This window comes from Brevundimonas nasdae, from assembly GCF_016654005.1.
GTDB lineage: Bacteria > Pseudomonadota > Alphaproteobacteria > Caulobacterales > Caulobacteraceae > Brevundimonas > Brevundimonas nasdae.
In genome coordinates this window covers 1-10,492 of the sequence record NZ_JAEPWN010000020.1, presented here as the reverse complement: position 1 = coordinate 10,492, position 10,492 = coordinate 1, and the positions used below count along the sequence as shown (strand labels likewise).

Here is a 10,492-nt window from a genome sequence, read left to right as displayed (position 1 = left end):
CGACCCGATACGACAAGACCGCCGACAGCTTCCTCGGTTTCGTCCTCGTCGCTTCAATCCGCTTGTGGGTCAGGCACTTTGTCCACACCACCTAGGCTCGGCGTTTCATCCTCTAGGCCGATCCAGACCCATCGGCGCGACAGGTCAATATTCCAAGCGACAGCCGCAGGCTCGTCGTCACAGTGGTTGAGACTGAGCACCTCGAACCGGAACCGAGAGCCCAGCGCCTCGAAAACCCCGGAGCGGCGTTCGCCGCTCGGATCGCAGTTGTGGTTGAAATCCTCAAAGGCCCGAACCCGGTCAAAAAGGATCGACCATCGACCGCGCGAAGTGTGCAGATATAGATGCGGCTCGGACGCATCTTCTGTTGGCTGAAACCCCGGCGCTAGGAAGGCCATCGCACCCGGCGAATATGCATACCGGGCGCGCACCTGAGCTGCGTCCAGACCTCCGCGTCTGGCCATGTCGTTGAAGCGCTGGCACTCGGCCAAACGCCCCGCCGCATCCATTGTCGGCATGTCCTCGGGTCGCACCGAAACAGCGCACAATTCCGACCAGAGGAGCGCGTAGAGGATACGAGCCTCACGGGGAAACCATCGAGAAGAATGATAGCGGTCAACGACCGCTTTCCGGGCATAGTCGGGGAGAGCGAAGAGCCGTCTGCGGACGGCTCGCCAATCGCTTGCGATCTGACTGCGGCGGCTCGCCTCCCATGCCAAAGACGCAACGCGGCGGCGCTCAAACTCTTCTTCTACAGGCCGTTGCTTTTCCGCGATCAGTGGCGCCAACAACGGCAACGCATCTTGCTTCCTCTGACAGGAACGGCGGTACGCCGACTCCTTGCGCGTAGTTGACTGCCATTCCGGGTGGCGAACTGTCCGCTTGAACTGCATGGCTCTATCCCCGACGACGCTTCACGCGTCGTTCGATCCGACGAGCCTGATTGCGGATGAAACGCGGTCCAGGAATAGAACCATCGACCAGATAACCCAGCGCCACGCGAGCCGCGAGACGATCCCAGATCCCGTCGCAAGCCTCAGCATATCGCAGGGCCTCGCACACCAAGCGGGCTTCAGCCCGCCGCCCAAGGTGGAAACGTGCTGCGGCAAACGTTGCGGCCTCTTCAGCAGCAGCAAAGGAACAGACCGACAGTGCCGCTGCATAGACCCGCGCACGCTGGTGCCGGGTGACCTGTGGTGATGAAATCATAACCCTCCCCTTTCCGACCCAGGCACGGCGAGCAGAGGTTCGCGCCCAGGGCTAAATCCTAGTTGAAGTGCGCCCGCGCTTTCCGAAGCGTGGGCGGCACAGCCGCTCGCGGACGGGGGAGTGAAACGATCATAGGTCGTGCGTCGGAGGGGTATCACCCGGCCTGCAAACGGCGTCGCCGTGAAGGCCGGGGAAACCGACGCTAAGCCGCGTCAGCGGTCGCCTTGATCGGCGAACGGGGGCAGAGCCCCCCCGACATGAAATGGACTACGAATGAGAACGACAGGCGTAGGAGCCAGCGAGGCCGTCAGGCCACCGCAAGGCGACCGAGCCCGGAGTGGGCCACAAAAATGGGGAGGCCTAAGCCTCCCCTTCCTCAGCCGAAATCGCCATCGCCCGACTTCTCTCCGAACGATCACAATGTTCCAGGTAGAGCGGATGCGCGGGTGAAACATCGTCCTGCGCCACGATCGCTAGAACATCGAGATACATGCGCCGAAACTGATCCGGCTGGGCGAAGAACCAACGCCGGAAATGTCTGTCAGCCGCATCGTAATACCGGGCGCGGATCGGTCGAACACGACCGGGATCTATCGAAGCGTGAGCTTCGATCAGTGCTGGCCATTCGTCTTGCCCGATCCCGTCAAAGTGCTCGCTCGGGTTCAATCGCGGTGTGTCGAACACGAAACAGGCGATCCGGGCAGTCAGGGTCTCGATCATGATATCACTCCATGCAGCCACCCGATGCGAGCGGCATTGGAGCCTCGGACCTCGCGTGGGCGCCCGGCAGTCACCGGCCTAGTCGAGCGCAGCGACGACCAGGCCGGGGAAAGGCGTAGCCTTTGACTTCCGGGCTCGCGAGATACGATGCGAAGATGACGTGCGCCCTCTCTCAGTCGGGCAGGCCGTCGTCGCCCCCCATTTAGGGGCGACGCGCGCAGCGAGGCCGTCAGCCCGCCGCACCGGATGAATTGCGACAGGCGCAAGCGACAGCGGGGCCGTCAGGCCATCGCGCGTCGCAAAGCCCAGAGCGGGCCCAGCTGGTCGGGTAGGCAGGCCGTCACGTCGCCCTGGTGGGCGGCGTGGCCGAAGGCAGGCCGTCGCCGGATCCTGCTCGATGACGCGAGCGATCGAGGCGGCCGAGGCCGAAGGCCAGGACGGTGAGATTGAGCGCTGCGGCCCCCTGCTTTGCAGTCGCCGGGTTACCGCGCGCCCTGGGCGCTGCGGTCGGCGCCCCATCTTTCCATGAGCGCAAAAAAGGGGCCGAAGCCCCTCGCTTAGATGTATCGGCAAGTGTCGGGATTGAACCCCGGATCGTAATAGCAATCCAGAACGTTCTCGACCTGATCCTCCGTGAGGCGGCCTGACTTAGCCTCGACCTTTTTCAGGAACTCAGACTCGGTCATTTGAGATTTCTCGATAGCCTGACGATTACGGATGTTGCTGATGGTGTTGATGATCGATTTGAACATGACAGTCTCCTGATGTTGTGGCCCCGAGGCGGGACGCGATGCACCCAGACAGGCACGGGTGGGCGCCCGGCTGTCACCGGAGGCGACGGCGACGCCGGCGACGGAGGGGAACGGCCTTCAGGCCGTTGACTGCGGGGCTCCCGTGACAGGATGGGAAGTCGCGCGCGCCCTCTCTCAGTCGGGCAGGCCGTCGTTGCCCCCCATTTAGGGGCGACGCGCGCAGCGAGGCCGTCAGCCCGCCGCACCGGATGAAGAGCGACAGGCGCAAGCGACAGCGTGGCCGTCAGGCCATCGCGCGTCGCAAAGCCCAGAGCGGTTAAAACAGGCCAGTCGCCGGGTCACCGCGCGCCCTGGGCGCTGCGGTCGGCGCCGCACCTGGTCCCCGCGCGCAAAAAGGGGCCGAAGCCCCTGGGTCATGCGGGACAGCCCAGCATCAAGTCCGCCGCTTCCGGTGTGAAACGGTTCCAAAACTCTTCTTCGCCGGGATCGTTCGCACGAATGCAACGATCTTCCCAGGTATCGGAGGCCGCCACATGCTTCAGGTCTTCAAGATACTCCGCCAGCGCTGCGGCGTCCTCTTCAGGGAACGGAGACCCGCCGTCCCAGAACAGGGGGTTGAGATAGAGATAGTAGGGGTTCCAACCCGACATTCCTTCGTCCACGTCCCGGCTGAACTTCTCCCAAGCCGCGTGTTGATCTGCAGCATTCAGAGCTTCAAAGGCGGCTTTGGCTTCTGCGGCGGTGTCGAACATGAAAGGCTCCTGTTGTTGTGGCCCCGAGGCGGGACGCGATGCACCCAGACAGGCACGGGTGGGCGCCCGGCTGTCACCGGAGGCGTCGGCAACGCCGGCGTCGGAGGGGAACGGCCGCCAGGCCGTTGACTGCGGGGCTCCCGTGACAGGATGGGAAGTCGCGCGCGCCCTCTCTCAGTCGGGCAGGCCGTCGTCGCCCCCCATTTAGGGGCGACGCGCGCAGCGAGGCCGTCAGCCCGCCGCACCGGATGAAGAGCGACAGGCGCAAGCGACAGCGTGGCCGTCAGGCCATCGCGCGTCGCAAAGCCCAGAGCGGGCCCAGCTGGTCGGGTAGGCAGGCCGTCACGTCGCCCTGGTGGGCGGCGTGGCCGAAGGCAGGCCGTCGCCGGATCCTGCTCGATGACGCGAGCGAGCGAGGCGGCCGAGGCCGAAGGCCAGGACGGTGAGATTGAGCGCTGCGGCCCCTGCCTGCAGTCGCCGGATTACCGCGCGCCCTGGGCGCTGCGGTCGGCGTCGCACCTGGTCATGGGTGCCAAAAAAGGGGCCGAAGCCCCCGGTTAGAAGGCAAAGGCTCCCTGACCAGAAGGGGTTTCCACGAACACCGCACCTGGACCTTGCGCATATCGCGACCGGCCGAGTTCGGACCAACCAATGAACCCGCACGCACGGAACTTCAGCCAACCGGCCTCAATCGCCAGGATAATGCCCCATGCGCGGTCCTGCGGCGAACCTGAACCTCTGTTGACGGGCCAGGTCGTCACCCCGTCGCATACGACTTCTTGCGGTTCGGCGAACTTGCAGAGCAATGCCAGTGCATCTTCCGATGTTTCCACCCCAACGGCACGCATCACAGATCTCGCTGTCAGGGGGGTTATGCGGTTGCCGCTCAACGCGAGCTCGACAGCCCGAATGATATCATCGTCAGTGGTGAACTGGCGTGTTTCCAGCAGATCCTTCCAGTGTTGCTCTGACATCAGATCCACCGCGTGCCACCAGGTCGCAATCCGGGATTTGGAGTATCCGGCGAGGTTCGGTGCTCCGACTTCCGAGATGGACAGCCCCATGAGGTCTTCCACATGGCGGATATAGGGGTGGTTCCGCATTTCTGGATGCATCAACCCAATCCGGCGCTGGCCGTTGCAGTCCAGCTCTCCGACCTCGATTGGAAACTGAAAGAGGCGAGACGGGAGATTCCACGGCGCTGATACCCGAAACTCAGCCGGGACCGTGAGGCCGCGGTTCAGATCAAGGTGGTATCTGTTCGGCACAAGACCCAAGGCCACGAGTTGTTCGCAGACTGGATCGGGAATGATCTCGACTACCGGAGCTTCGACTTTGGTTTTGGCTTTGGCCATGATGTTTCTCCTTCAGCCGGTCCCAGCGACCGGCGATGGAGCTTCGAGGCATGGGTGGCGCTTGGCGGTCACCGGAGACGGCGGCTGTGCCGGCGTCGGAGGGAAACGGCCTTCAGGCCGTTGACGGCCAGGCTCCCATGACACGATGCGAAAACGACGGCGCCCCCTCTTTCAGTCGGGCAGGCCGTCGTCGCGACCCATGGGGAGCGGCGCGCGCAGCGAGGCCGTCAGCCCGCCGCACCGGATGAAGAGCGACAGGCGCAAGCGACAGCGAGGCCGTTAGGCCATCGCGCGTCGCCAAGCCCAGAGCGGGCCCAGCTGGTCGAGTAGGCAGGCCGTCACGTCGCCCTGGTGGGCGGCGTGGCCGAAGGCAGGCCGTCGCCGGATCCTGCTCGATGACGCGAGCGATCGAGGCGGCCGAGGCCGAAGGCCAGGACGGTGAGATTGAGCGCTGCGGCCCCCTGCCCTGCAGTCGCCGGGTCACCGCGCGCCCTGGGCGCTGCGGTCGGCGTGCCCCGATCGTCAGGCTTCACTTTCGAGCCAGGTTCGCAGCTGGGCCCGCATATAGCCGATCTGGTCGTTGATAATCGTGACGGGTGCATATGCTTCAATCAGGCCCTCGTCGCGCATTTCGGCAATGAAGGCTTTGGCGACGCGGACATAGTCTTTGCCGCCACAGACTGCGACGCTCCTGAAGGGACGCCCCGCGTCCCGCCTCATGCGGCAGATTTCATTGCCGCCTGTCTGCAGAGGGCCTCGACCGGCGAGGTGGGCCAAACGCCCACGCTCTGTCCTGAAGGTCGGCTTCGAATAGGGGTAGTATCCTGCAAGGCCCCGCTCAATCATCAGATCCGCGCCCTGGCGTGACAGCAGATTATTGTAGTCAGGCAGGGGCGACCTTGCGTCGCCCAGGCCGAACCGTGCCGATAGATATGCGACAGCGGCCATTGTTTCGTCAGGGTCGACAGCCTTGAGGGTCTGCCATAGCGGCCCGACATACCGCTGGCGGGCCGTCAGGCCCTCGCCAGGGGCCTTTGTCGCGCTGCAGGCCATGATGAGCAGCCGGGAGGGCAAAGAGGCTTCTGGGATGACGACAGGGGCCTCGAAATCGAGATCGTATTGACGAAGGCTTTCGGTGAGGCTGGTGTTTCGCATGACGGCTCCTTGATCCGCGCCGCCCTGGATGGGCGGTGTTGACCAGATCCGTGCGCGAGGTGCCGGCCCGTCACCGAAGGCTGCAGAGCAGCCGAGGAACACGGCGCAGCCGTTGACGGGATAACCGGCGGAGCCCTTGCAGTAGGATTGGACGACACCGCGCTTACCGCCGTGTCACCGAGTAGGTTCGTCGCGCGAGCGGCGGACCTGTGGCCGCTGCGCCAGAGGATTTTCCTCTGGCGCAGGGGACGCCCCCAATGGATGCCGCGCTCTTTCCCCTGAAGATCAGCCTTCGGTTATCAACTGGCCTGAGGCAAAGGCCTTAGCCGCTTGGGCCATTTCAGTGCTCACGGGACGCTGCCCGTTCATCATTTGCCGAAGTCGCGTTGCTCCGGCCTCATGCTTGCCGATCGCTCTAAGCCAGGCAGCATCGGACAGACCGGATTGGCTAACTATCTTCTTGAGCGCGTCGGCCGACATCGCGGGGTCCTGGTTCCAGTCTCGTAGTTCCCTGCTATGGACACTCCAAGACGGCGCGCGAGGCCCGGTTTTCTTGACGAGGGTTATCACCCCATCGTCGCCGCGCTGGATGTATTGATGCGCCTCAAGAGCTGCGATGTAGGATCGGAGCCCGTCTGCACTACATCCAAGAACGTCCGCCAAGGCACGGACACTCTCAAAAGGTTTATGCTTCAAGGCGTCCCAGGCTGCTTGGCGATATCCCGTGGATCGAAGCCGGACCTTCACTAACAGGCCCTCTTGTATCCTACCGCACCGGCTGACGCGTCAGCCGACAGGGTGCAAATAATCAATCCGTCTTGGTCAGAATAGTACGCGCGGCCATCAGACTTGATCTTTTGGGCGCAGCGCTCGGCGTTCGATGCGATAATGCCGATCCAACGGACGCGCTTGGCTTCAGAGTTGATGGCCTTGTGATCTCGCCCGTTCAGATCCTCATAAGCCGCCAAGCGTGTCAGAGCGTATTCGCGCGCTGCTTCAGCGCCCTTGTTCACGATCTGCATGGCGAGTGTGAAAGTGGCTTCGGCGCGGGCGATGTCAGCTGAAGTGTGCATTCTAGTCATCCTCTATATGGGCGGCCCGTGGGGCCTGTTGACCGGGTTAAAATAGCAGAACAGAAACCGGATTACACGAGTTTACTGGGGGCCAAGTTTTCGAGCTTCCATGAGGACCAGCTCTGCAAGGCAGTAGTTAGAACCCGGAACCACCACATAGCCGCGACCATAGGTTTCCGGCGTGGGCTTCTCGATCCCGTCAAGATCGCCGTTCTTTTCAAAAACCGCGTCGATTGCCCTTTGAAGATGCGCGGAGGAATAGTCGCGCCCGGTGTTTAGGTAGTCCACCCCGCCAAAAACCATATGCCACGGCCCAACCTTGTTGCTGTGCAGGTCTTCGTGCGGGTCGTAATAGCCGGATTTGTACTTTCCAGTGATTGCGTCGACCTGATCTACCGTAGGCCCATCGGTCCACTTGACCGAAACGGACCCATAGTCGCGCTTCGTCACTGAAAATTTCACGCCGGGGAACGCGGCTTTCAGTTCTTGCCTGATGTTCTTTGCGGCCAGCTTGCCCGAATAGAAGTCTTCGCCCTGGACAAGTTTGCTGTGCGTCGGGTCTGCTTTCAGCGCGGCGACCTCGGCGGCGATCCGAACGGCCTTCATCTCCTCGGCGCTGGCTTTCGAAGCTTTGACGCAGGCGGCGTTGGCCAAGGCTGCGGCGATTTCCTCGGCGTCCGCGACACCTTCCCGGATCGACCATTGAACGCCAAGAATGACCGCTTCGGACACGTCCCGAGCGACGGCGCCATTCGCGAACACGACAGAATAACGCGCGTTTCCGCCTGTCGTCACAGCGCCGCCCGCCAGCTCTCGCACCGTGTCGGGCGCCGGGACGCCAACGGCGTCAAAGACGATGCCCTCCCCAAAATAGTGAAGAACGCAGGTTACGCGGGTTCCGACGGTGATTTTCATTTCGGCTTCCTTTTCAGGCCTGGGTTTGCTGCTCGCCTGCAAACCTTGGCCCTCGCCGAGAGCGGGGGGTGACACGTCACAATCCGGGCCGGACGTAGGAAGGCCCGCCTCGCGCCAGCGGGGTTGATTTGACGTGGAGGGGGGCAGAGCCGCCCTGAGACACGGCCAAAGGCCGCAAGCATAATGAGGGCGCAAAAAAGGGGGCACTGCCCCCTAGATAAGCCCCTTCACCTTGAAGCTGCAGAAGGTTCCACGGCTGACAATGATGTGGTCGTGAACCTTGATGTCGAACACGGCTGCAGCCTTGATGATCTGCTTCGTCATCTTGATATCAGCTTGGCTTGGCGTGCAATCGCCCGACGGATGGTTATGGGAGACTACGATTGCATTGGACCCAAGCTCGATAGCCCGACGAATGATTTCGCGCGGGTATACGGGGCAATGATCGACAGTCCCGGTCCACATCGGATTGTCTTCGATCAGATGGTTCTTGCGATCGAGGAAGAGGACGCGGAACTGCTCGATAGGGAGATGCCCCATACGAACCTGTAGGTAGTCCTGAACGACGGTGAAGCTGCTCAGGGCTTGCCTATCGAACGATGAACGCGAGACCCGCGCCCCGATCTCATGGGCCAACTGAAGCAGATCGTGGACGTGATGGTCTATTCCAGTCCGGGCCACAAACTCCGCCCTTGAGGAAGTCGCGGCCTCCGCGATTGTCGGGAAGGCATAGAGCACGGCAGAGGCCGCCACTTCGGCCCCGACGCTGGCCAGCATTCGTGAGAGCACCTCGTGATCGTTGAGGCACTCAAGATCCAGAGGTGCGGCGGTTACCGCCCTGGACGGCCAGTCGATCTGATCCGCTGGCTGGAAAACGGCCGAGGCCTCACGCAGGGCGAGTGACAGTTGCTTGCTCATCGTTCAGCCCTCCACCTGTTGGGCTGTCACCCAAGCGAGCGGAACACCTTCAAAATCCGCCACGATGCGGCAGGCGGCCTGCGGGGACTGCGCCCAGGTGATGAAGGACTTCTTGTTGGCCACAAGCAGCTGATATTTGTGGATCGTGAGGCCATTCAGCAGGGTCATTTCGAAACTCCTCTAGGCCGGTCCCAGCGACCGGCGATGGAGCTTCGAGGCATGGGTGGCGCTTGGCGGTCACCGGAGACGGCGGCTGTGCCGGCGTCGGAGGGAAACGGCCTTCAGGCCGTTGACGGCCAGGCTCCCATGACACGATGCGAAAACGACGGCGCCCCCTCTCTCAGTCGGGCAGGCCGTCGTCGCGACCCATGGGGAGCGGCGCGCGCAGCGAGGCCGTCAGCCCGCCGCACCGGATGAAGAGCGACAGGCGCAAGCGACAGCGAGGCCGTCAGGCCATCGCGCGTCGCCAAGCCGGGAGCGGGCCCAGCTGGTCGGGTAGGCAGGCCGTCGCCGGATCCTGCTCGATGACGCGAGCGAGCGAGGCGGCCGAGGCCGAAGGCCAGGACGGTGAGATTGAGCGCCGCAGCCCCGCATCCGATCCCTCAACCGGCAAGGGCCTGACGCCGCACCCGTCCAGTGGGGACGTTGGGCTCGTGATCCTTTGCGACCTTGCCTTTAAGGGTTAGCGCTACAGTCGGGCGATCGGGAAAATCGACGGTCAGTCGCAGCTTTCCGCCCAGACCTGCGATATGCCGGGCTAAGGCCTCGATATTCATGTTCTCAGCGTTTTCGGCGCGCGAAACCCGTGCTTGGGTCGATCCTGTGGCCGTCGCAAGCTGCTGCTGCGAAATCTTCACGGCCTCGCGGATTTGGCGAAGGGTGAACTCGCGCACGATCTGTTCGGCCCCGTCACGGATCGCCGCCTGAGCCTCGGGCGTTTGCCGGGCCATCATTTCAGAAAGGGGAACGGGCTTTTTCATCATTTGTAGCCTTTCAGATGGGTTCCATACCGCTTTTCAGCGGTTGCTATGAGGGTGTCGTAAAACAGCACCTGGCTCATGCCGGATTTGCTGCCGCCGCACAGAAGGATGCCTTTGCGGCTCGGGTCGAAGATGTAAGCGACCCGCCATTCGGAGCGCCCTTCCTTGAACCTCAGTTCTTTGAGGTTCTTCAATTTCGACCCGCTCAAGGTGTCCGCATGGGGACGGCCGAGGCGGGGGCCGGTTGTTTCCAAAGCAGTCGCCAGCTTCAGAATCTCAGCCTGAACGCGAACAGAGTAATCGTCGAACTCGGGTACGAACTCAGGGTGAAATTCAATCGTCCAGGTCATGTGGCTTTATACCCGATTTGACATATGCTTGAAAGTGCATAATTGGCCAGTCCTCCAAAACATCAGTCACCGCGACTGACGATGGCCGCCTCGGGCATGGGTGGCGCTCGGCAGTCACCGGAAAGAGTGGCGATGCCGCGATTGGAGGGGAACGGCGGAGCCGTTGACTTCCGGGCTCCCATGACACGATGCGAAATCGTCGTCGCCTAACCTCTCATTCGGGCAGGCCGTCGTCGCCCCCCATTTAGGGGCGACGCGCGCAGCGAGGCCGTCAGCCCGCCGCACCGGATGAAGAGCGACAGGCGCAAGCGAC

At 62.8% G+C, this 10,492-nt stretch carries 13 protein-coding genes and 1 pseudogene; 1 reads left to right on the top strand and 13 read right to left on the bottom strand.

From position 1 onward, the window contains the following. Positions 1 to 95, top strand: a pseudogene (locus tag JKF87_RS17990) (IS5/IS1182 family transposase); the annotation flags it as partial. Here the strand turns inward: JKF87_RS17990 and JKF87_RS17985 are convergent. The 13 genes from JKF87_RS17985 to JKF87_RS17925 form a co-directional block, all read right to left on the bottom strand. Beyond that, positions 54 to 893 carry a hypothetical protein gene (locus JKF87_RS17985; RefSeq protein WP_201101257.1) on the bottom strand — a complete coding sequence of 280 codons (840 nt, stop codon included), beginning with the start codon at positions 891 to 893 and terminating at the stop codon, positions 54 to 56. The pseudogene JKF87_RS17990 and the gene JKF87_RS17985 sit on opposite strands and share 42 nt — an antisense overlap. Before the next feature lie 676 nt (positions 894 to 1,569). Beyond that, positions 1,570 to 1,929, bottom strand: a complete 360-nt coding sequence (locus JKF87_RS17980) for a hypothetical protein (RefSeq protein ID WP_201101256.1) — start codon at positions 1,927 to 1,929, stop codon at positions 1,570 to 1,572. Between the two features lie 557 nt (positions 1,930 to 2,486). Next, positions 2,487 to 2,681 carry a hypothetical protein gene (locus tag JKF87_RS17975; protein ID WP_201101255.1) on the bottom strand — a complete coding sequence of 65 codons (195 nt, stop codon included), beginning with the start codon at positions 2,679 to 2,681 and terminating at the stop codon, positions 2,487 to 2,489. Between the two features lie 413 nt (positions 2,682 to 3,094). Continuing rightward, positions 3,095 to 3,433, bottom strand: a complete 339-nt coding sequence (locus JKF87_RS17970) for a hypothetical protein (protein ID WP_201101254.1) — start codon at positions 3,431 to 3,433, stop codon at positions 3,095 to 3,097. A gap of 557 nt (positions 3,434 to 3,990) precedes the next feature. Beyond that, on the bottom strand, positions 3,991 to 4,788 hold the full coding sequence (locus tag JKF87_RS17965) for a hypothetical protein (RefSeq protein ID WP_201101253.1): 798 nt from the start codon (positions 4,786 to 4,788) through the stop codon (positions 3,991 to 3,993). A gap of 522 nt (positions 4,789 to 5,310) precedes the next feature. Next, the gene (locus tag JKF87_RS17960) at positions 5,311 to 5,943 is read right to left on the bottom strand and encodes a hypothetical protein (RefSeq protein WP_201101252.1); all 633 of its coding nucleotides are present in this window, start codon (positions 5,941 to 5,943) and stop codon (positions 5,311 to 5,313) included. A 285-nt stretch (positions 5,944 to 6,228) separates the two neighbouring features. Further along, complete coding sequence (locus JKF87_RS17955) at positions 6,229 to 6,423, bottom strand: hypothetical protein (RefSeq protein ID WP_201101251.1); 195 nt, start codon at positions 6,421 to 6,423, stop codon at positions 6,229 to 6,231. A 266-nt stretch (positions 6,424 to 6,689) separates the two neighbouring features. Continuing rightward, positions 6,690 to 7,016 (bottom strand): hypothetical protein, encoded by a 327-nt coding sequence (locus JKF87_RS17950; RefSeq protein WP_201101250.1) that lies wholly within the window; start codon positions 7,014 to 7,016, stop codon positions 6,690 to 6,692. 81 nt (positions 7,017 to 7,097) lie between these two features. Continuing rightward, on the bottom strand, positions 7,098 to 7,931 hold the full coding sequence (locus tag JKF87_RS17945) for an LPD29 domain-containing protein (protein WP_201101249.1): 834 nt from the start codon (positions 7,929 to 7,931) through the stop codon (positions 7,098 to 7,100). A gap of 213 nt (positions 7,932 to 8,144) precedes the next feature. After that, entirely contained in the window at positions 8,145 to 8,849 is a 705-nt protein-coding gene (locus tag JKF87_RS17940) for a JAB domain-containing protein (protein ID WP_201101248.1), read from the bottom strand. Positions 8,850 to 8,852: 3 nt separating this feature from the next. Continuing rightward, complete coding sequence (locus JKF87_RS17935) at positions 8,853 to 9,017, bottom strand: hypothetical protein (RefSeq protein WP_201101247.1); 165 nt, start codon at positions 9,015 to 9,017, stop codon at positions 8,853 to 8,855. Positions 9,018 to 9,451: 434 nt separating this feature from the next. After that, entirely contained in the window at positions 9,452 to 9,829 is a 378-nt protein-coding gene (locus JKF87_RS17930) for a helix-turn-helix domain-containing protein (protein WP_201101246.1), read from the bottom strand. Then, complete coding sequence (locus JKF87_RS17925; RefSeq protein ID WP_201101245.1) at positions 9,829 to 10,179, bottom strand: type II toxin-antitoxin system RelE/ParE family toxin; 351 nt, start codon at positions 10,177 to 10,179, stop codon at positions 9,829 to 9,831. Before JKF87_RS17925 ends, JKF87_RS17930 begins: the two co-directional genes overlap by 1 nt. Positions 10,180 to 10,492 lie beyond the last annotated feature (313 nt).

What these genes read in the sequence shown, in the direction of transcription:
- JKF87_RS17985 (WP_201101257.1), bottom strand. Translation starts at nt 893, where the DNA reads ATGCAGTTCAAGCGGACAGTTCGCCACCCGGAATGGCAGTCAACTACG.
- JKF87_RS17980 (WP_201101256.1), bottom strand. Translation starts at nt 1,929, where the DNA reads ATGATCGAGACCCTGACTGCCCGGATCGCCTGTTTCGTGTTCGACACA.
- JKF87_RS17975 (WP_201101255.1), bottom strand. Translation starts at nt 2,681, where the DNA reads ATGTTCAAATCGATCATCAACACCATCAGCAACATCCGTAATCGTCAG.
- JKF87_RS17970 (WP_201101254.1), bottom strand. Translation starts at nt 3,433, where the DNA reads ATGTTCGACACCGCCGCAGAAGCCAAAGCCGCCTTTGAAGCTCTGAAT.
- JKF87_RS17965 (WP_201101253.1), bottom strand. Translation starts at nt 4,788, where the DNA reads ATGGCCAAAGCCAAAACCAAAGTCGAAGCTCCGGTAGTCGAGATCATT.
- JKF87_RS17960 (WP_201101252.1), bottom strand. Translation starts at nt 5,943, where the DNA reads ATGCGAAACACCAGCCTCACCGAAAGCCTTCGTCAATACGATCTCGAT.
- JKF87_RS17955 (WP_201101251.1), bottom strand. Translation starts at nt 6,423, where the DNA reads ATGTCGGCCGACGCGCTCAAGAAGATAGTTAGCCAATCCGGTCTGTCC.
- JKF87_RS17950 (WP_201101250.1), bottom strand. Translation starts at nt 7,016, where the DNA reads ATGCACACTTCAGCTGACATCGCCCGCGCCGAAGCCACTTTCACACTC.
- JKF87_RS17945 (WP_201101249.1), bottom strand. Translation starts at nt 7,931, where the DNA reads ATGAAAATCACCGTCGGAACCCGCGTAACCTGCGTTCTTCACTATTTT.
- JKF87_RS17940 (WP_201101248.1), bottom strand. Translation starts at nt 8,849, where the DNA reads ATGAGCAAGCAACTGTCACTCGCCCTGCGTGAGGCCTCGGCCGTTTTC.
- JKF87_RS17935 (WP_201101247.1), bottom strand. Translation starts at nt 9,017, where the DNA reads ATGACCCTGCTGAATGGCCTCACGATCCACAAATATCAGCTGCTTGTG.
- JKF87_RS17930 (WP_201101246.1), bottom strand. Translation starts at nt 9,829, where the DNA reads ATGAAAAAGCCCGTTCCCCTTTCTGAAATGATGGCCCGGCAAACGCCC.
- JKF87_RS17925 (WP_201101245.1), bottom strand. Translation starts at nt 10,179, where the DNA reads ATGACCTGGACGATTGAATTTCACCCTGAGTTCGTACCCGAGTTCGAC.